A 20,014-nucleotide genomic window follows, 5' to 3' on the forward strand; every position below is an offset into this window, starting at 1 on the left:
CGACCACACTTGATCGCTTATGTCGTGTCTGTGATAGGAAGCATCCATCTTTTCCTCTCCTGTCTTTTTTGATGCTTCCATTCTATCACAATTCCTCTACCTTGTGTAGACACTATCTAGACAAGCCCTAAGCGGTGGTGGCGGTTTTGGAGCCTTTGGGCTGCTTGGGCTGGATATCCCCGGCGGCGGTAAGGGCCATTTTGGTGAGGGTGGGGCCGACCAGCTCGTAGATCAGCACGCCAAAGAGCACGATGCTGCGGATGGTGGAGCCGATATCCCCCAGCACCCCCACCTGGGAGGCCATGCCCAAGGCCACCCCCGCCTGGGGCAGCAGGGTGATACCCAGGTACTTCTGGATGGCGGGGCTGCACTGGGCGGCTTTGCTGCTGGCCATCGCCCCGAAATACTTGCCCAGGGAGCGGGACAGGATATAGACCACCCCGATGCCCACCACGGCCAGGTCGGTGAACACGTCCAGGTGTAGTTCGGCGCCGCTGAGCACGAAGAACAGGGTGAGCAGGGGGGCGGACCACTTGTCCGCCCGGCCCATAAGGTCTTCGGAATTGGGGCAGGTGTTGCAGAACACGGTGCCCATCATCATGCAGACCAGCAGGGAGGAGAACTTTACGGTGAGCCCGCCCAGAGGCAGGGTGATCATGGACAGGGCCACGGCTGCCACCACGAACCCGGCGATCATGGCCACCCGGTTGCGGTTGGAGAGGAACCAGCGCTCCATAAAGGTGAGGACCCAGCCCAAAAGCGCGCCCAAGGCCAGGGAGAGGAGGATCTCCAGCAGGGGCTCTACGGCGATGGAGGCCAGGCTGGCGCTGTTGGACTCCATGGCCTGGGCCGCGCCAAAGGAGATGGCGAAGATGACCAGGCCCACGGCGTCATCCAGGGCCACCACAGGCAGCAGGAGCTCGGTGAGGGGGCCCTTGGCCTTATACTGGCGTACCACCATAAGGGTGGCCGCAGGGGCCGTGGCGGCGGCGATAGCCCCCAGGGTGATGGCGGCGGAAACGGGTAGCTTGTCCCCCAAAAACAGGTGGAGGACCAGCAGGGCGGCATCGACCAGCAGCGTGGCGGCCAGGGCCTGGAAGATGCCCACAATGACCGCGGCCCGGCCGGTGGTGCGCAGGGAGGAGAGGCGGAACTCGCTGCCGATGGCAAAGGCGATAAAGCCAAGGGCTACGTCGGAGATGGGCTGGTAGGTTTCTACCAGCGCAAAGCTGCCAAAGCCCAGGCCCGGCACGCCCAGCCGGCCCAAAAGGCAGGGACCCAGCAGCACGCCGGCGATCAGGTAGGAGGTAACGTCCGGCAGGTGGAAACGCTTGAACAGGCGGGTCATCAGCAGGCCGGCCACCAGGGCTACGGAAATGCATAGGAGCAAAATCATGGGGTTATCCTTCTTTTCTATAATAAAGTGGGAGAAACGAAAAGGAACGCCGGGCGCAAAACCCGGCATCCCTTATAGTACACTTCCGGTAGGGATTTGTCAACTTGTGGAAAGGGGGAAACTTGCAGAATATGGGCGTTTTTTTGGCCATATTCACAGGCGGTTTTAGGGATCGTTTGAAAAATCGAAAACGCCGTCTTTTGCCCGATTTCGCAAAGCGAACATCGAAAGCGGCCATCTTCCGCGTCAAAAATCCTCGTCAACCACGAGGTTGCCTTGCGGTTTTTTTCTTGAATCTGGCCACTTCTGGCCAAAAAGCCAACATTTCCTCTATTTTCAAACAAGCCCTAGGCTTTGGCGCGCTGGGCGATGATTTGGGCCATTTCGCCCACATTGCGCATGGAGGAGATCTCCCCCATCTTAAACTTCATGCGGAACTCCCGCTCTACGGCGGAGATGAGGGTGATGTGCTCCAGGCTGTCCCAGTCCTCGATATCATCGGCGGTGGTTTGGGGGCCGACGCGGATGGTGCGGTCGTCGAAAACCTCTTGGAATACACGGTTTAGGCGGGTGAAGATTTCTCTTTCGTTCATGGGGATCGTCCTTTCTGTGGTTTGTTATGGTGTGGGCATACGGGTTTTCCCTGGGATGCGGGGGGTTACGCGCCTTCGGGGGGCGATACCTCTATGACCTGGCACTTCTTTTGGTAGCCCGCCAAGGGGAGTTCCCAAACGGTGCCGCCGGTTTCGTCTTTGGACACCAGGGTAAAGCCAAAGCTTTGGTAGAGGCCCTTGACCATGCCGTTTTTGGCGGTGGGGTAGTAGAAACCCCGGAGGGTTTGCAGCCCCCGCTTTTGGCAGCAGGCGGCCAGCTCGTCCAGCATGGCCAGTTCCATGTCCCGTTTGAGCACCCGGCAGCTCATCAGCCAGAGTTCGATATCCAGGGCGCTGCCGTTTATTTGGCCGATGACCACCGACACCACGCCGTTGTCCCCGAACTTGTCCGTCAGCTTGCCGAACAGCCGGATACGGGCCGGGTCCTGATAGGCGTCTTCCATCTGCTGGGGGGTGTAGCGGCGGGTGGTCAGGTTGAACTGGTTGGATTTGTTGGTCAACTGGGTGATGCGGCTGAGGTATACGGGCTGGAAGTCGCCGATAAAGGCGTGCATCTCCAGGCTGCGCAGATACTGGCCGTAGTCGGCAAACTGGGCCTGCTGGGCGGCCCGCTGGGCGTTGGCCCGGTACATCTCCCCCCGGCCCAGGTCGTCTTTGCTGAAGTTGGTGGCCTCGAAATAGCCGCCCCGGTCTATGTTGACGATGTAGTTTTCTACCGCGTCCATCTCCGGCACGGCGGTACCGGGCAGTTGGGCCCGGACGATCGCCCGCTCGGCTGGGTTGTCATCGGCAAACACCAGGGACTCGGGGAGGATGTCCAGTTGGCGGGCGGTTTCGGCCAGGTTGCGGTCCTTGTTCTCCCAGTTGGCCTTGATGGCCACAAAATCCTCCGGGCGCAGGAGGCCTTCCGGGTGGCGCAGGCCGGCCAGGGCGTTTTCCTCGTCGTTTTTGGAGCAGACCGTTAACAGGACGCCAGCGGCGCTGAGTTGCTTAAGGTAGCTTTGGAACTCGTAATAGGATTGGCTGACGCCGGTTTCCTGGCCGATCTCGATGCCGTCCACCCCGTCATCGCCTACCACGCCGCCCCAAAGGGTGTTGTCCAGGTCCAGGGCCAGGGCCTTTTTGTTGCGGCCGAACAGGGACTTGACGATATGGGCCACGCTGAAGGCAAAGGCCGGGATGGCCTCGAAACACATGGCGTACTTGTACATGGTCCAGAAGGCGGGGTCGGCCCAGCGGCGCAGGCCGAAGTCCGCGGCCAGGTAGGCGGCATCGTTGAGGTAAAAGCCCGGATGGGCCTGGGCGTAGGCGGCAAAGGCCCCGTTCAGCCGGGCGGTAAAATGGCCCCGGCCGTGGACGTCCCAGCCGTCCCGGTTGCCCAGCACCCGGTAGAGGGGAGGCTCGAAATTGTTCTGGATGATGGGGCAGCGCAGCTTTTCGCTTATGCTTTGCCACATGGCCTGAAAGCGGCCCAACTCGGCGGTGAACTTCTCCTCCACCTGTTGGGGGCTGTCTGTGAGGGCGGGCCACTGGGTGATGTTGCGGCTGGTGGTGTGGACGAAAACCAGATCCGGCCCAAAGTCCAGCAGTGCGTCGGGGGGGAACATGGCGTCCTGAAAATATTGGCCGTATTCGGACTGGTAGAATGCCGGCTGGATGCCGGCGTCCAGCAAAAACAGCTCCAGGGTGCTGACGATGTCATGGGTGGTGGAGCCGCCCAGTACGGCGATCTTTTTGGGGATGCGGGGGGCTCCGTCCGCCAGCAGGGCCCGGCGCAGGGCTTTCCGCCGGCGGATGATCTCGCCGGCATCAAAGGGATATTCCAGTTCTCTCATAGCTGCCTCCTTGTGGTCAGGATGTGGGGCCGGTGTAGGGGTCTGTAATGGTTTCGCCGGCGTTTTGGGTGATCATGCTGCCGATATACCCGGCGTTTTCCCCCACCACCGAGAAGGACGACATGGTGAATACCACGTCGGTGATGCCCATATCCCGGATAAAACTGACCAGGTTGCGGTTGAAATACCGGGCGTCCAGCACAATGACCTGCTGGAAGGAGTTGGTGTAGAAGGGCACGGTGGCATTGCCGTAGCTGTCTTTGACTACCAGCAGCTTGCGGCCGTTTTGCACCTGGGTATCGGCCCGGACCACGTACTGGTCGCCGCCCAAATAGTACAGGTAGGCGTCGCCCGCCTGCCCGGTAACGCCCTGGGCGAACAGGTCGTCGTCATCCCACTCGAAACCGAAATCACCGTTATAATACACGGCGCTGTAGGGGGCGGAGGGGATATAGTAGGTGAAAGTTTCCGGGTCATTGAGCAGGTAGGAGGACTGGCTGAAGGCGTACAGGGTGCCCACGAAGTTCTCGATGGTACCGGGGGTGTAGGCGGAGAGGTCATCGAAGGGGACACCTGCCGCCGAGGCCAGGGCCTGGGCCGCGTAATAGGCCCCCAGGGGCTGCCAGTGGTGGTCGGTGCGGCTGTAGATGTCCTCGCCGGCGTGCTGGGCCAGGATGGGGCACAGGTTGATGGCGTGGATGCCCGCGTCCAAAAGGGCATGGGTGTCGTCAAAGCACTTGGACTGGTCGGCGGAGTACTCCCGCTGGCTGTCCGGGATATAGAACTGGCTGGACAGAGGGGCGGGCATGGAGTAGATCTGGACGCTGTCCCCCAGTTGGCGGTGGAGCTCGTTGAGGCCCTGGGCGTAGGTATCGCCCACGCCGCCGGCAAAGAGCTCGAGGCCCCGGTAGTGGCCGCCCTGCTTGATGATGGTGATGCCGTTGGAGGAGTCCACATCCTCCGCGGGGGGCATATTGGCCGGGACAGGGGTGGGGTCTGCCATATGGCGGCCCGCGGCGCCCTCCAGGGACACATTGACCCCGGCGCCTACCTGGCCGGCGGCACCGGCACCGTCCGGGGTGGGCTGGGGGGCGTTGCCGTTTTCAGGCGGGGTGGGCTGGGCGGCAGAGGGGCCGGCCGGGGTGTCCGGGCCGGTTTGGCTACCCTGCTGGTTGACCTTTTTGATGTTGCCGCTGATCTCCACAAAGCCGTCCTCATTGGCGGCGGCTATGCCGAAGATGGACTTGAAGTTGTTGCCCATATGCTTGAAACCGTCCCGGTTGGGCACGGTATCGTCATAAAAGGTGGCGATGCCGGCGGTGAACTCGCCGGAAAAATAGCTTTGGAGGGAAAAGGCCGGGAAGGTGGCTAGCTGGCGCTTTTCGATGGCGGACTCGGTGGGGCGGGGCAGCAGGGCCAGCAGCACGGCGGCGGACAGGAAACACAGGGCCAGCACGCCGGCGAGGATGAGGGACAGGCGCTTTTCCAGCAGGGCCCGGCGGTCCTGGGTTTTGCGGCGGGCGCGGGGGGCCGGGCCTGCCGCCTGCCGGGTGGAGGCACCGGGGGCGGATACCTGCGGGGCGGGGGGCCCGGCCGGGCCATAGGCGGGCGTGTAACCGGCGGGCTCCGCAGGGGTGCTGGGCAGGTCGAAGGTACTGGTCAGGGAGTCCAGCAGGATATCGGAGCCGGTGTAGGCGGGGGGATCTGCCGGAGGGGCCGGGCGGGCCTGCCGGATAACGGCGGTGCGGGAGGGGTCCCGCTGGCGGGGCTGCCGGCCGGGGGCGAACAGGGAGAGGTCATAGGGCGCACCGGGGCGGTTGCTGTATGCCTGCCCCGGCTGGCGGGTGGTTTGGATGGGCGGGGAGATACGCCCCTGGGACGTGCGGGCGGGGCGGGCCTGCCCCTGGGGCGGGGCCGGGCGGCGGTAATGGTTATCCATAGACGTTCACCTTCCTTTATATAAAGTGGGGCGCGGCATCAGAAACGCCAGTAGAGGAACACGTTGTTGGTGGAATCCACCAGGAGGATGCTGACAATGGCCAGCAGGCCCAGGCACAGCACCGTGGAGCCGACCCGGCCGGTAATGTACAGGGTATCGTTGCCGCTTTCCAGGAAAAAGCTTTTGACTTTGGGCAGCAGCGGTAGGCTGAACAGGATGGAGCCGCCGACCAGGAAAATGTTGTTGAGGAAAGACACCCAGGTGATGGAGTCCCAGAAGGGGGCGCTGTTGGTGAGCATACTGACACCGGAAAGGTTGAGGAAAAACTGCCCCAACTGGCCTAGGTCCTCAAAATAGAAAATGCCGAAACCGATGATGATGACCAGCTTGCTGTAGATATGTTTCCACCAAACAGGCCAGCTTTTGATGCGCTTTTTGCCCAATTTTTGCTCAAAGAAGATGAAACAGCCGAAGTACAGGCCCCAGAGGATGTAGTTCCAGGCGGCGCCATGCCAGACGCCGGTGCAGAACCACACCAGGAACAGGCTGAAATACTTGCGGTTTTGGCCGAAAATGGGCACATAGAGCAGATAGTCGCGGAAAAAGGAGCCCAGGGAGATGTGCCAGCGCTGCCAGAACTCGGCAATGGTTTTGCAGGCAAAGGGGTGGCGAAAGTTCTCGTCAAAATGGAAACCGAACATACGGCCCAGGCCGATGGCTATGTCCGAATAGCCGCTGAAGTCAAAATAGACGTACAGGGAATAGGCGATGACCGTGTACCAGGTGCCCAGCACCGACAGGCCGGTGATATCTTTGCCGAAAAAGGTGGCCACAATGGCCCACAGGTTGTTGGCCAGGATCACCTTTTTGGCCAGGCCGACGATCACCCGCAAGGCCCCCTCGCACAGGTCGGTGACAGTGACCTGGCGGTTCTCGATCTCGTCCTCGACCACGCTGTAGCGCACGATGGGGCCGGCGATCAGTTGGGGGAACAGGGAGAGGTACAGGAGGAAACGGGTCCAATGCCTTTGCACGGTGACGCTTTCCCAGTAGCAGTCCAGCACATAGGAGATGGCCTGGAAGGTGAAAAAGCTGATGCCGATGGGCATACGGATTTGGGGCACGGGCAGTTGGAGGCCGGTGAGGCCGTTGAAGTTTTCTACCAGGAAACCGCTGTACTTGAAGATGACCAGCAGGGCGATGTCTATGATAATGCCGGCGGCCACGGCGGCTTTGGCGCCAGGGGTGCCCCGGCTTTTTTCCACCAGCAGGCCGATGGCCCAGTTCAGCAGGGAACTGAACAGGAGCAGGAGGATCCACAGGGGCTCGCCCCAGGCGTAGAAAACCAGGGAGAACACAATGAGCACCACGTTTTTGGCGGGCAGGCTGCGGGCCAGCAGGTAGCAGATAAGGCAAAGGGGCAGGAAACAGTATATGAAAAACAAATCGGCAAAGACCATGACGACATCTCCTTTTCGGGCGGTTTTGGGACAAGGGGCGGGGGCTTTCGGCAAATTTTGCCAGGCGGGCCCAAAGCCCCCTTACGCGCCGGGGCTACGCCGCCCATGGGACGGCGTGGGGGCAGGCACCCAGCCCTTTATCAGGGCCGGCGGTCGATATTGGTACGGGTGCGGGTGGTTTTTTGGCTGCGGTACGCGCCGGTGGCCCGGCTGGACGAGCGGATATGTAGGGTTGGGCGGCTCTCGTAATGCAGCACATTGGTGCGGGACGGGGTGATAATCGGGCTGCGCCGGTGGACCCCGTGGCGGCTGCCCCGCCTGCGGCGGTGGCCCTGGCCGGCCAGTACAAATACCGCGATGCTGAGAACCGCGACCGCCCCGGCCGCGCAGGCAACCCACACCAGCACAGGGACGGCCCCCTTCTTTTTGCCGGTTTTGACGCTGACGATGGAGCCCTGGCTGGACGCGGGGTCCTGGGAGGGGGCGCCGAATACCTCCGGGTGGGCGGCACAGTAGGCATCTGCCTGGGATACGGCGGCGGAAAAAAACTTGGCGGCGCCGGCGTCGTAGTTTTTGGCGCTGAAGTCCGGCTCAAGCTGCTGGTCCAGCAGGGTTTTCAGGCTCTCGGTGGTAAAGCTGTCCTTCAGCCGGGAGCCGGACACGGCCAGGTAGTCTTCATCGGCAATGGACAGGGCCAGGAGCAGGCCCCGGCCCTCAGGGCCGCCTACTTGCCAGTTGTCCATCAGCCCCCGCAGATAGGCGACTCGCTGGGGGTAATCGCCGGCCGGCAGGCTGTTGACGGCCAGCACCACAACCTGTACCCCATATTTTTCATAGAGGGTGGCGTTTTTGGCCAGGATGTCCGCACGGGTGGCCTCGCCCAGTACATTGGGCTCATCATAATAATAGAACGCCTGCCCGGGCTGGGGGTACTGGGTGGCGGGCGCGCTCTCTGCCCGGGCCGGCGTGGGGGTACAATATAGGGACGCTAAAAGCAGCAGGACGGTTACGGCGCCAGTTAAAAAAATGCGCGGGGCTGCGTGCAGCCGGGCTGTAATGGCTTTCACGGGTACATCTACCTCTCCTCCGGGGATATGCGAATACGCGCCGCCCCTTTAACCGCATAGGGGCCGCGCTCTGCCGTGGGCAATATCTTACCCTATTCTACTCTGATTGGCCTAATATGTCAAGTAGCGCCCACAGCAGGGCGGGCCTATAAAAAGAGTTTATGACGAAATGTTGGCCTTCGGCGATGGAGAGTTGGCGTAGCCAACTCTTGGGCTTTGATTCTCGGCTGCCGCCTCGGCCGGCAACGGGAAATCGCCACTGGCGATTGTCGCCCCCTAAAAACCCCACCACCTTTGAAAAGGTGGACGAAACTTTTATTGTTTGCCCGTTTGAAAAGGGCGAGGGCCACCGGCTACTTGGCGCAGCCAAGTAGAGCGGCCGTCACGAACTGGCCGAACCGGCAGGCGAGCAGACGAAACTTTTATTATTTGTTCGCCGAAACCTCATTTTTAAACCCTTTATTTTGGATACGCCCCTATAATAGGGCGGATTCGAGTTGGGGGAGGGGCGTGGAGAGAAAAAGAAAAACCGGCTATTTTCTCGACAGATAGTCGAGAGAATAGCCGGTGGGGCGGGCAGGGAGCGGCCTCTTTATATAGATAGAGGAAATGGATGGGAAAATCGGAAATAAAGTGAAAAAATTGCAAAAAACACAAAATCAAAGAAAAACAAAAAATATAACAGAAAAAAAGAAAAATAGAAAAAGAAAAATAAAAGAACACCAAGCGGAGCGGATGGTCGAGGAGGGGCGTGGCGCAAAGAGGGCCGCGGATAACGGCATGAAAGTCTTTGAGGATTTTTAAACCCCTTTCTACAGAAAGGGGTTTAAGCCGCCGGAGGCAAGGATGGAAACCCGCTAGGAGGGGTGTGGCGCAAAGAGGGCCGTGGATAACGGCATGAAAGTCTTTGGGGATTCTTAAACCCCTTTCTACAGAAAGGGGTTTAAGCCGCCGGAGGCAGAACGCCGGGGGTAAGGACAGAAACCCGGCGCAGGCCGCCCAGCTCGGTGCCCTGGGCGGGGCCGGCGGGGGAGGCGCAGGCGGTGAGGGACAAGGCCAGCAACAGGCCCAGCAGGGCCAGCCATATTTTGGCAAGATACATGGGGATTCCTCCCGAAGAGAGAAGTTTCCCCATTAGGATGCCAATTAGGAGGCAATATATTCCCGCACGAAAAAATCGGCACCGACGCTTTCGGCAATCTGGCGGCAGGCGTCCTGCTCGGCTTTGGGCATGGTGCTGACCACCGTCATGCGCACATGGGGGACGTTGAGCACCGCGGTGCTGGTAAACCGCAGGATGGCTGGGAAAGCCTGTAGGCCGAAACGGCTGTGGCAGATGGCGTCGTAGCCCTCGGCGGTGCTGGCGTTGAGGCTGACGGAAACGGCGTCGAACCGGCCGTCCAACTCAAGGGCGGCGTTGCGGCCGGTGATAAGGTTGGCCAGGCCGTTGGTATTGAGGCGGATGAAGTGGGAGCCGCAGGCCCGGATCTGGTCGCAGAGCCACATCATGTCGTCCCAGCGGCAGGCGGGCTCGCCATAGCCGCAGAACACGATCTCCATATAGCGGTTCAGGTCCCGGCGCTGTAGCTGGGCCCATATCTCCTGGCGGGTGGGCTCGCCGTCCTGGTACCAGAGGTTGGTGGCGTACAGGCTGCCGGAACTGTTCTGGCGCAGGCAAAAATCGCAGCGGTTGGGGCAGAGGTTGGTCATGTTGATATACAGGTTTTCCTGATACGCATAGGTAATACTGGCCCCGTGAAAAAGGCCGATTTCAGTCTTTTCGTTTTCCATAGCTTGATCGACTCCCATGTAAAACCATATTTTACCCGGCTTTAATAGATATGTGTGACCGGGGCGATGTGTTGGGGGATGTTGTCCAGGCGGAAGAGCCGGCGCAGGTTCCCGTTGGCGGCCTCCAGGATGCTGCGGGTGGTTTCCCCCCGCAGTTGGGCGATCTTCTCCGCGATGAGGGGGATATAGGTGGAATCGTTGCGGGTGCCCCGGTGGGGGTCGGGGGCCATGTAGGGGGCGTCGGTTTCCAGCAGCAGGCGGTCCAGGGGGATGGCCCGGGCGACCTCGGTTATTTTGCGGGCGTTTTTAAAGGTGACCGCCCCGCCGATGCCAATGTACATCCCCAGATCCACAATCGCGCGGGCCATCTCTACGCTGCCGGAAAAGCAGTGCACGACCCCCTGGGGGCGGTAGAGCCGGAGCAGTTCCAGCACGTCGGAGTGGGCGTCCCGGTCATGGACACAGACGGGGAACCCCATCTGGTTGGCCAACTCCAACTGGGCGGTGAACACCTGGATCTGCCGGTCCCGCGGGGCGGTGTCCTTCCAGTGGTAGTCCAGGCCGATTTCGCCCACGGCTACGGCGCCGCCCTCCAGCCAGACCCGCAGGCAGTCCAGCCAGTTTTCCGGCAGGGAGTCATCGATCTCCTCCGGGTGGATGCCCACTGCCGCGAAGAAGTAGGGGTTCAGGTCGGCCAGCCCCATAGAGGCGGCGCAGCTACGGATGCGGGTGCCCATGTTGATAACACAGCGCACACCGCCTAGGGGTAACTCGTGCTCCAGCAACCAGGCCCTGTCGCCGGCAAAGGCATCGTCATCGTAATGGGCGTGGGAATCGTAGATCTCGTAGATCTCTTTTGCGGGCATAGCTATCCTCCTTTCAGGGAGAAGGGACAAGGGTTTACCGCGGGTAAAGGCCGCATAGCTTTGCCCGCGGCAGCTTACCGGAGCCTGGAACCTACCGGGAGGCCGTCGGTAAAGAGGACCCGGACCCCCTCGCCGGCGTCCGCGGCCAGGATCATGCCCTGGCTCTCTACGCCGCAGAGGGTGGCGGGGCGCAGGTTGGACACCACGGCTACCTGGCGGCCCACCAGCTCCTCCGGCTTATAGTACTGGGCAATGCCGGAGGCCACGGTGCGCAGGGTGGCGGTGCCGTCATCCAGGGTGAGGCGCAAAAGCTTTTTGGCCCGCTTGACGGGCTGGCAATCGACCACCTTGGCCACCCGCAGGTCAATGGACATGAAGTCCTCGATACCGATCTTTAAGGTTTCGTGGAGCTGCTGGCCCAGGCGGATGCGGGCTTCCATATCCGGGTCCGGGGCGGCGGCAGCGGCTTTTTCAGCGGCGTACTTCTCCTCCAGCCGGGCGTAGACGTCGTCCAGTTCCTGGCGCTGGAAGAGGATTTCCGGCTTGTCCGTCACCTTGCCGCCCTTAACAGGGTAGTTGTGGGCCTGGGCCAGGTGCTCCCAGGGCAGGGGAACGGTGCCCAACTGCCGGAGGATGGACACGGAGGTATCCGGCATAAAGGGGAAGAGCAGGGTGGCGCCGGTGGTGATGGAATCGGCCAGGTTATACAGCACCGTGGACAGCCGGGCGTACTTGAAGGTATCTTTGGCCAGCAGCCAGGGGGCGGTTTCGTCAATATATTTATTGCAGCGCTTGAACAGGGTGAAGAGCTCGTTGAGGGCGTCGGCGGTGTGCAACTGGTCCATCTTTGCCGCCATTTTGTCCCGGCAGGCGCTGACCACGGCCCGCAGGTCATCGTCGCAGGGCTCGGCCACGCCGCAGTCCTCCACCTTGCCGTCAAAATACTTATTGAGCATGGAGATGGTGCGGTTTACCAGGTTGCCCAGCACATTGGCCAGGTCGCTGTTGGTGCGGTTGTTCACGGCCTCCCAGGTGATGTCGCCGTCGCTTTCAAAGGGGAGCTCCCGCAGCACGAAGTACCGCACGGCGTCTACGTCGAAGATATCCACCAGGTCATCGGCATACAGGACATTGCCGGCGGATTTGCTCATCTTGCCCCCGTCCATCATGAACCAGGGGTGGCCGAACACCTGCTTGGGCAGGGGTAGGCCCAGGGCCATGAGGAAGATGGGCCAGTAGATGGTGTGGAACCGGGTGATGTCTTTGCCGATAACGTGCAAGTCGGCGGGCCAGAACCGGTTGAAGAGCTCGCCGCTTTCGCCGCCGCAGTGATAGCCGATGCCGGTAATATAGTTGGTTAGGGCATCCAGCCAGACATAGACCACGTGCTGGGGGTCAAAGTCTACGGGCACACCCCACTTGATGGAGGTGCGGGACACGCAAAGGTCTTGCAGGCCGGGCAGCAGGAAGTTGTTCATCATCTCGTTGCGGCGGGACACGGGCTGGATGAAGTCCGGGTGGGCGTTGATGTGGTCGATGAGCCGCTGGGCGTAGTTGCTCATCTTGAAGAAATAGGCCTCCTCCTTTTCCGGGCGGGGGGCGCGGCCGCAGTCGGGGCACTTGCCGTCTACCAACTGGCTTTCGGTGAGGAAGGACTCGCATTCGTCGCAATAGAGGCCCTCGTAGGCGCCTTTATAGATATCCCCCTGGTCATAGAGCTTTTTGAAAATCTTTTGCACCTCTTTGACGTGGTATTCGTCGGTGGTGCGGATAAAGTGGTCGTAGGAGAGGTTCATCAGGTCGAACTGCTGCCGGACCAGGGCGGCGGTGCCGTCTACGTACGCCTGGGGGGTAACGCCCTGGGCTTTGGCCTTTTGCTCGTTCTTTTTGCCGTGTTCGTCGGTGCCGGTCTGAAAGTATACGTCATAGCCCTGCATACGCTTGAAACGGGCGATGGCGTCCGCCACAACGGGGTCGGACACATTGCCGATGTGGGGCTTGCCAGAGGTGTAGGCAATGGCGGTGGTGATATAATATTTCCCTTTATAGTTGTTTTCCATAGTTTCCTCCCAAAGTAACGGTTCTACCGTATGATCTTACTGTGCCATGGCCGGACGCCCGGCCATGTGTGCGGGGGTCACATTCGCCGGGAAAACACATTACACTTTATGATGGCCAAAAAGATGCGCAACTTACCTTCCTCCTCCCATGATCTGCGGCAAACGGCGGGGCTGCTAACGCATCAGCAGCGCGGAGAACACCGCGGCCAGCATCAGAAGGGCCAGCAGGCCGGCGGTGACCCGCACGAAAAGGGTCCGCTTATCTCTCATAAACGCCTCCAGTTTCCGTATAAAACTGTAATTAACATATATTTTACCATTTATTTCCTGATTTGTAAATACTTGTTTTTAAAGGGGGCGGGGGACAGCCTATTTAAAAGGTATACAAAAAGCGCCGGGGGTGGCCCCGGGCGCTTTTTGGGTAGAATTTGCCGGCGGTTGGGGGTCAATCCCGCAGGATGACACCGTTGCCGTCGAACCGGGGGTTGTTGGAGGAGAGGAGGCCCACAGCCTCGATGAAACCCCAGATGAAGGCGGCGATAGAGCCCAGGCCGCAGGTGAACAGGCCCACTGCCAGGCAGAGGATAAGCTGGATGGTGCCCCGTGTATTGAACCCCAGGTAGAAGTTGTGGATGCCCAGGCCCCCCAGCATAAAGGCCAGCAGGCCGGCAGCCAGGCGGCTTTTTTGCTGATAGCCCGGAGGGGGCGTGGTGTACTTGGGCTGCTGGGGCCGCGCCTGGTAGCTTTGGGCCGTGAAGTTGGGGGGCTGGTAGCCGTTGGGCTCAGGCGGGGCGTTGAAATTGTAGTTGTAGGTGGCGTACTGCACAGGGGGCTGCTCCTGCCCGGGCTGCTGAGGGGGCGCCGGCTGGGGCTCCGGGGCGGGAGGCTCCGGGGCACGGGGCGGCTGGGGGAACTGGATGGACGGGGCCACCGGGTCCGGCTCCAGGGTGAGCTGGGGGGTGGGGGGCGTCCAAGCGGGCTCCTCTGCCGGTTGGGGGGCTGGCTGCCCGGCCGGCGCAGGCTGGGGCGTTTCCGGGGTGGAGGGGGTTACGGGGTTTTCCGGGGTGGGGGTGTTGTTATCAAGATCACACATGGTTGGCTCCTCCTTATCAGTCTTTTAGGTAGACGCCGTTGGCGTCGGTGTTGATGCGGCCGTCCAGCAGCTTGACGCCGTCCATGATGCCCCAGATGGCCATGGCGATGGCGCCGAAACCGCAGGTGAGAAAGGAAACCAGCAGTTGGATGAGCCCCCGTGAGGTATTGCCCAGGTAAAAGCTGTGGACGCCGTAGGCACCCAGCAGGATGGCCAGGATGCCCGCCGCCATGCGGCTGCGCTGTAAGTAGCCGGGAGGCGGGTCGATGCCCGCCTGGGGCTGGTACTGGGGAGGATTGTACATGGGTTGCTGGCCCTGGGGCTGGTAGCCGTTGTTGTTGTAATCTGCCATATCAATGCACCTCTTTGAAATATTTTTTGCCCGATATCCTGTTGTGCCCTTATCTTACCACGCGGGGCGGGGGGAAGCAAGGGGTTAGGGGGAAAAGTAAGGGATTCTTAATTTACCGAAAGGGTTTTGACAGGGGTTTGGAAAAAAATTTGAAAAAAAACAAAAAAATTTTCGGAAAGTTTCCTTTTAGAGGGAAACTTTTTGGGTTTTTGGAGGGATATATGAGAGGGCTTTTACGGGGAACGCAAAAGGGGCGGTGGCCGGGAGGTCCCGGAAAGCCTTATTGGATTACAGGGGAAAGGGGATGGACGAAATACTGGGGTTTCGGAAAAAACGGGGGGCTGCCGCGGCCTGTGTGCAGACAGGCCGCGGCCAATGCCTGGCGAGCCTGCCCCTGGGCGCGGGGGAATGGGGGCTGTACCGGGCCCTGCGGGAGAATGTGCCCATTATTGACGCGGCTATTTACAAGCTGCGGCGGCTGATTGGGGAGTTCCGGGTAAGCTGCCCGGACCCGGAGGCCCAGGCGCGGCTGCACGGGTTTTTGGAGGGGGTACAGGTGAACGCGGCCGGGGCGGGCATCTACGAGTTTTTGGGGGTGTATTTGGAGGAGCTGGTCACGTACGGCAACGCCGTGGGGGAGATGGTGGTAAGCGGCGGGCAGGTGGCGGCCCTGTACAACGCGGGGTTGCAGGACCTGGAACTGGAGGCGGACGGGGCCCTGGGCATAAAGGTGTGGGCCCGGACCGGCCAGGGGAAACAGGCCTGCCCGTACCCGGAACTGCTGCTGGTTTCGGCCCTGAACCCGGCGGCGGGGTCACCTTGGGGGACTTCCCTGCTGCGGGGGCTGCCTTTCGTCAGCCAGGTGCTGTTGCAGATCTACCAGGCCCTGGGGAAGAACTGGGAGCGGCTGGGCAATGTGCGGTTTGCGGTGACTTGCCGCCCGGACGGCATGATGGCCCCGGCCGGGGACCGGGCCGGACAGGTGGCCGCGGAGTGGAGAAGGGTGATGGCCAGCCAGGAGCCCATGGACTTTGTGGCCGTGGGGGATGTGGATATACGGGCCATTGGCGCGGATAACCAGATACTGGACAGCCAGGTGCCGGTGCGGCAGATGCTGGAGCAGATTGTGGCAAAGCTGGGGCTGCCCCCTTTTTTGCTGGGGCTCTCCTGGTCGTCTACGGAGCGGATGTCCAGCCAGCAGGCGGATGTGCTGACCAGCGAACTGGAGGCCTACCGGCGGATATTGACGCCGGTGGCCAGGAAGATCTGCCAGACCTGGCTGGTTTTGGAGGGCTACCCGCCGGCGTGCGGCATCCACTGGGAGGAGATTACCATGCAGGACGAGGTGGACCATGCCAACGCCATGTACGCCGCGGCCAGGGCACGGAAACTGGAGTTTGAACTGGAACAGGCCAGAAAGGCCGCAGGAGAGGACAGGCAGGTACCGGAAGAATAAGGAAAGGGGCGTGGAGCAGTTGAAAGACGGTTTGGTGATGAAGGCAGGGGCGCCGGGGCAGGGGGAGATGGAGGAGATCAACCGCTATACACGGCGGCCTTACGGGCCGGAGGAGGTGTATACCTTCGCGCTGGTGCTATGCGACAATGAGATTGACCGGGACTATGAGCGGTTTGCCCTGGAGAGCCTGGAGAAATTGCAGGCGCTGTTTTTGGGCAGGACCTGCATTTTGGACCACGAACTGAAAAGCGCCAACCAGACGGCGCGCATCTACCACACGGAAGTGGAACGGGCGCCGGGGCAGATGACCAGGGCCGGGGAGCCGCTGGCCAGGCTGACAGCCAAAGCGTACCTGCCCCGCACCGAGGGGACAAGGGAAACGGTGGAGTTGATTGACAGCGGTATTTTGAAGGAGGTGAGCGTCAGTTGCGCGGTGGGACGGCGGGTGTGCGGCCTGTGCGGGAAAGAAAGCTGCGGCCATGAGAAAGGGAAGGTTTATGGGGGCAGGCTGGCCCATGTGGTGCTGCTGGAGCCTACGGACGCCTATGAGTGCTCGTTTGTAGCGGTGCCGGCCCAGCGGGGCGCGGGGGTGACAAAGGGCTTTGACGGCCGGGGCGTGGAGGTGGAAAAGCTGTTGCAGGCCCTGCCCCAGGGGGATGTGCTGCTGCGCAAGGGGCAGGTACGGGAGATCGGGGCGCGGTTTAGGGAACTGGCGGAAAAGGCCCGGTGGGGCAGGGCGTACCGCCGGGGGATGGAAAGCAATGTGCTGAAGTACAGCGCGGTTACGCAGCCGGAAGTGCCCCGGCAGGTTATGCAGGCGGTGGTAGAGGGGCTGGGGATGGAAGAACTGGCACTGCTGGAAAAAGCCTACGCGGCCATGGCCCAGCGCACCATCCCCCTTCGCCCGCAACTGGCCCCTGACCCGGAGGCAAAGCGGGAAGGGGGGAACGGGGCCTTCCGCATATAGCCGCTTATACCCGGTAAGCCCCGGAGGGGCGGATCAGGGCGGGTTTATAGGGGGATGATTGCCGGGTATGGAGGGGTTAAGGGGCAGATACCGGGGGGATAGGGAGGGGATAGGAGGCGGGTATGGGGTGGGTATTGGGCGGGTTTTGGGGCGGAGGAGGGGGTGTTTGAGGGGGAAGGCATTGGGGAGGGGACAGTGGGGAGAGGGGAAAGGTGGCAGGCATTTTCTATATATAGAAAGGGACTTAGGGGGAGGGGTGGGGGGGTGGAGAATGTGTGGTGGGGAGGGGGGCGAGATATCTTCTGCAATTAAGAAGGGGGGCTTGCGGGAAGGGGGGACGTGGAAGGGGGTGGAGGGATCCTCAGCATAAGAGGGGGTATTGGATAGAAGAGGGACGTGGGGGATGGGTGGCGGGGAGGTAGGATTTCTTCTGCAATTAAGAAGGGGGGCTTACGGGAGGGGGACGTGGAAGGGGGTGGGGGATCCTCAGCATAAGAGGGGGTATTTAGGGGGAATATGGTGGGGCGCGGGCTGCGGGGCGGCAGCTTGCGGGAAGATAGGAGGCAGGGACGGCGGAAACGAATCGTATAAAGGAGGAACGGCAGATGGGGTATTGCAAAAACATTTCTTTGGAGAAGGGGATGTACGCTGTGCCGGGTAAGAGCTTTACCCAGGTACTGGAGGAACTGGACAGCAGCGAGAACTACCGGGGCACCCCGCTGGAGGGCCTGGACGCTTACCAGCGCCAACTGAAACGCTTTGCCATTAAGGTGAACGGGCCGGGCTCCGGCACGGTGGAGCAGTTTTTCCAGAGCGGGGCCAGCGCGGCGCTGTTCCCGGAGTATGTGGCCCGGGCCGTGCGCCAGGGGATGGAGGGCGCGGGGAAGGTGCAGGACCTGGTGGCGGTGGTGACCAAGGTCGACGGGATGGACTACCGGACCATCACCACGGCCACGGAAGAGCCTCCCGCCCTGGCCCCGGTGGAGGAGGGCGGCCAGTTGCCCAGCACGGACATACGGGCCAGCAAGGGACTGGTGAACTTGAAAAAACGGGGCCGTATGCTGGTGAGCAGCTATGAGGCATTGCGGTTCCAAAAGCTGGATTTGCTGACCGTGGCGCTGCGGCAGATAGGCGCCTATATGGCCGCGGCCCAGTTGCAGGACGGGGTAGACGTGCTGCTGGAGGGGGACGGGAGCATGGGGGGCGTGGCCTTTACCGAGGGCGGCACCCCCAACTATGCCGACTTTATCGCCCTGTGGGGCAAGCTGGCCCCCTTTGAGCTGAACACCGTGGCCGCGGGTACCGCCGTGATGCAGAAACTGTTGCAGGTGCCGGAGTTCAAGGACGCCCAGGCGGGGATGAACTTCCAGGGGACGGGCAGGCTGTGCACCCCGCTGGGGGCAAAGCTGATCCATGTGCCGGGGATGGCCGCCGGGAAACTGCTGGTGCTGGACAAAAACTGCGCGTTGGAGATGGCCCAGGCCGGGGACATCACCACGGACCATGACAGGCTGATTGACCGGCAACTGGAGCGGGCGGCCATTACCGTGACCTATGGGTTTGCGCGGATATTCCAGGACGCGGCCGCGGGGCTGGATTGCACCGGCGGGAACGGGTAAGCCGGACAGGGCCAAACAGGGGCGGGCGTAGGGCGGGTTTTGGGGCAGGGCCCGGTTGGGCGGCTGCCGGGAGCATAGAGGAGGGGGATATGGAGATCACGTTGGCGGGGGCAGTGGAGAAGTTTAAACAGTACAGCGGGGAGGCCTTGGACGGGCAGGAGCCGGGCAGGGACGCCCTGTGCCAGGGGCTGTGCGGAGAGTGCGTGCAATGGGTACAGGCACGGCTGCTGCCCGGCGCCCCGGAAACCGGCCGGGAGGCGGCCGAGGGCCTGGCCGCGGCAGAGGCCCTTTACCAGTTGGCGCTGCTGGACCAGGCGGGGACGCCGGGCGCGGTGAGCACGCCGGAACTGAAACTGGAACTGGGGGACCGCGCCAGATATGCCGGGCATCTGCGGGAGGAAAAGCGCCGGGCCGCCGCCGGGCTGCTGCGGGAGGAGGGCTTTTACTTTGGACGGATTTGAAAGCGGAAGGGGGCGGGGCTATGGAGGATATGTCGCGGGGGCTGTTCCGGCATGAGCCGGCGGCGGTTTTGACCGGGGCGGACGGGGGGAAGGCCAGGGCCAGGGGCCGGGTAGCCTACCGGCGGGGCCAGGGCGGCCTGCCCTGCCGGGGCCAGCGGCACGAGGCCGGGCTGCTGGAGGACCCGCTGCCGGTATTTACGGGCTGGGCGGAGCAGGCCGCCGCAGGGGACCTGCTGGAGCAGGGCGGCCGGGCCTATACCGTGCTGAGCGTGGAAGAACTGTGTGTGGGCGGCACAAAGGTGTGCTGCCGGCTGTTGCTGGAAAGGAGGGCGGACGGGAATGACGGCCTATGAGATATTGGCGGGGCTGCTGGAGGCGTTCCGGGCGGCCATACCGGAGGCGGACTTCCGGGAGGCCTATGGGCCGGAAACGGCCTCCCGGCGGCTGGGGCGGGTGCTGGCGGCCGGGCAGGTGGAGCGGGAGAGCACCGATGGTTCGGGCTGGCAGGCCAGGCTGGGGTTTACCGTTTACCTGCCCCCGGGCAGGGGCCAGGGGCAAGCCCAGGCCGTGGCCAGTGCCATGGAAACGGCGGCGCGGGAGAGCCAACCCCTGTTGGCCGAAACCGTGCTGGGCCCGGTAACGGCGGACAAAACCTTTGGGGGCACGGCCATGCACTGTACGTTCAGCTTTGCCCGGCCCGCCGGGGCCGGCGGTGGGGCCGGCAAGGGGGGCATCACCCTGGACGGGAAACATTACCCGGTGACGGGCTGGAAAGAGAGCGTCAGCCGGGAAGGGGAGGCGCTGGTGGCGATGGGGGAGGATGTGCCCTTTTGGGAGCCGGGGAGGACCTATACCATTGAGTTGCAGGGGCTGGGCGCTGCCGCCATGGGCGTGGCGGACGGGTTCACCTTGCGGTTGGAGGGGCCGGGCTGGCTGTATATGGGCTGCCGGTGGAAAAGCCGCGGCAGCGGGGGGACGGCGGTGGCAATCAGCAGGACGAAAACGGTGAAGGAGGGGTGAGGATGGAGAGCCTGGAGC

At 62.1% G+C, this 20,014-nt stretch carries 20 protein-coding genes; 7 read left to right on the plus strand and 13 right to left on the minus strand.

The genetic code is table 11. From position 1 onward, the window contains the following. Nucleotides 1-127: 127 nt before the first annotated feature. From U8U01_RS00005 to U8U01_RS00035, 7 genes are all read right to left on the minus strand, one after another. A complete protein-coding gene (locus U8U01_RS00005; protein WP_322168548.1) occupies nt 128-1,396 on the minus strand; it encodes a cation:proton antiporter in 1,269 nt (422 codons plus the stop codon). Between the two features lie 17 nt (nt 1,397-1,413). Continuing rightward, complete coding sequence (locus tag U8U01_RS00010) at nt 1,414-1,740, minus strand: hypothetical protein (RefSeq protein WP_322168551.1); 327 nt, start codon at nt 1,738-1,740, stop codon at nt 1,414-1,416. A gap of 3 nt (nt 1,741-1,743) precedes the next feature. Continuing rightward, nucleotides 1,744-1,989: an acyl carrier protein gene (locus U8U01_RS00015; RefSeq protein ID WP_322168554.1), complete on the minus strand. Its 246-nt coding sequence runs from the start codon at nt 1,987-1,989 to the stop codon at nt 1,744-1,746. A 65-nt stretch (nt 1,990-2,054) separates the two neighbouring features. Continuing rightward, nucleotides 2,055-3,845 carry an HAD-IIIC family phosphatase gene (locus U8U01_RS00020; protein ID WP_322168557.1) on the minus strand — a complete coding sequence of 597 codons (1,791 nt, stop codon included), beginning with the start codon at nt 3,843-3,845 and terminating at the stop codon, nt 2,055-2,057. Between the two features lie 16 nt (nt 3,846-3,861). Continuing rightward, a complete protein-coding gene (locus tag U8U01_RS00025) occupies nt 3,862-5,784 on the minus strand; it encodes a DHHW family protein (protein WP_322168560.1) in 1,923 nt (640 codons plus the stop codon). 38 nt (nt 5,785-5,822) lie between these two features. Then, nucleotides 5,823-7,244 (minus strand): MBOAT family O-acyltransferase, encoded by a 1,422-nt coding sequence (locus U8U01_RS00030; protein WP_322168563.1) that lies wholly within the window; start codon nt 7,242-7,244, stop codon nt 5,823-5,825. 140 nt (nt 7,245-7,384) lie between these two features. Then, a complete protein-coding gene (locus U8U01_RS00035) occupies nt 7,385-8,311 on the minus strand; it encodes a TPM domain-containing protein (RefSeq protein ID WP_322168566.1) in 927 nt (308 codons plus the stop codon). A 609-nt stretch (nt 8,312-8,920) separates the two neighbouring features. Between U8U01_RS00035 and U8U01_RS00040 the strand changes: the two genes are divergently transcribed. Continuing rightward, nucleotides 8,921-9,115: a hypothetical protein gene (locus U8U01_RS00040; protein WP_322168569.1), complete on the plus strand. Its 195-nt coding sequence runs from the start codon at nt 8,921-8,923 to the stop codon at nt 9,113-9,115. Nucleotides 9,116-9,254: 139 nt separating this feature from the next. On the opposite strand, the gene U8U01_RS00045 is transcribed toward U8U01_RS00040, so the two are convergent. The 6 genes from U8U01_RS00045 to U8U01_RS00070 form a co-directional block, all read right to left on the minus strand. Next, nucleotides 9,255-9,413 carry a hypothetical protein gene (locus tag U8U01_RS00045; protein ID WP_322168572.1) on the minus strand — a complete coding sequence of 53 codons (159 nt, stop codon included), beginning with the start codon at nt 9,411-9,413 and terminating at the stop codon, nt 9,255-9,257. 44 nt (nt 9,414-9,457) lie between these two features. Continuing rightward, nucleotides 9,458-10,102, minus strand: a complete 645-nt coding sequence (locus U8U01_RS00050) for a TatD family nuclease-associated radical SAM protein (RefSeq protein WP_322168575.1) — start codon at nt 10,100-10,102, stop codon at nt 9,458-9,460. 41 nt (nt 10,103-10,143) lie between these two features. After that, a complete protein-coding gene (locus U8U01_RS00055) occupies nt 10,144-10,968 on the minus strand; it encodes a TatD family hydrolase (RefSeq protein ID WP_322168578.1) in 825 nt (274 codons plus the stop codon). A 74-nt stretch (nt 10,969-11,042) separates the two neighbouring features. After that, the gene (metG, locus tag U8U01_RS00060) at nt 11,043-13,028 is read right to left on the minus strand and encodes a methionine--tRNA ligase (RefSeq protein ID WP_322168581.1); all 1,986 of its coding nucleotides are present in this window, start codon (nt 13,026-13,028) and stop codon (nt 11,043-11,045) included. A 445-nt stretch (nt 13,029-13,473) separates the two neighbouring features. Next, nucleotides 13,474-14,121, minus strand: a complete 648-nt coding sequence (locus U8U01_RS00065; protein ID WP_322168584.1) for a TM2 domain-containing protein — start codon at nt 14,119-14,121, stop codon at nt 13,474-13,476. A gap of 16 nt (nt 14,122-14,137) precedes the next feature. After that, on the minus strand, nt 14,138-14,473 hold the full coding sequence (locus tag U8U01_RS00070) for a TM2 domain-containing protein (RefSeq protein ID WP_322168587.1): 336 nt from the start codon (nt 14,471-14,473) through the stop codon (nt 14,138-14,140). A gap of 304 nt (nt 14,474-14,777) precedes the next feature. Here U8U01_RS00070 and U8U01_RS00075 point away from each other — a divergent pair, with 304 nt between their 5' ends. The 6 genes from U8U01_RS00075 (at nt 14,778) to U8U01_RS00100 (ending at nt 19,996) form a co-directional block, all read left to right on the plus strand. Next, on the plus strand, nt 14,778-15,929 hold the full coding sequence (locus U8U01_RS00075) for a serine/threonine protein phosphatase (protein WP_322168590.1): 1,152 nt from the start codon (nt 14,778-14,780) through the stop codon (nt 15,927-15,929). 10 nt (nt 15,930-15,939) lie between these two features. Beyond that, nucleotides 15,940-16,896, plus strand: a complete 957-nt coding sequence (locus U8U01_RS00080; protein ID WP_322168593.1) for a hypothetical protein — start codon at nt 15,940-15,942, stop codon at nt 16,894-16,896. A 605-nt stretch (nt 16,897-17,501) separates the two neighbouring features. Next, complete coding sequence (locus tag U8U01_RS00085) at nt 17,502-18,515, plus strand: phage major capsid protein (RefSeq protein WP_322168596.1); 1,014 nt, start codon at nt 17,502-17,504, stop codon at nt 18,513-18,515. A gap of 89 nt (nt 18,516-18,604) precedes the next feature. Further along, a complete protein-coding gene (locus tag U8U01_RS00090) occupies nt 18,605-18,976 on the plus strand; it encodes a hypothetical protein (protein ID WP_322168599.1) in 372 nt (123 codons plus the stop codon). Nucleotides 18,977-18,996: 20 nt separating this feature from the next. After that, nucleotides 18,997-19,329, plus strand: a complete 333-nt coding sequence (locus tag U8U01_RS00095; protein WP_322168602.1) for a hypothetical protein — start codon at nt 18,997-18,999, stop codon at nt 19,327-19,329. Then, nucleotides 19,316-19,996, plus strand: coding sequence for a hypothetical protein (locus U8U01_RS00100; RefSeq protein ID WP_322168604.1), 681 nt, complete (start codon nt 19,316-19,318; stop codon nt 19,994-19,996). The genes U8U01_RS00095 and U8U01_RS00100 overlap by 14 nt, the downstream gene beginning before the upstream one ends. Nucleotides 19,997-20,014 lie beyond the last annotated feature (18 nt).

It is taken from the genome of Acutalibacter caecimuris, assembly GCF_034335085.1.
In the GTDB taxonomy this organism is placed as follows: Bacteria; Bacillota; Clostridia; order Oscillospirales; family Acutalibacteraceae; genus Acutalibacter; species Acutalibacter caecimuris.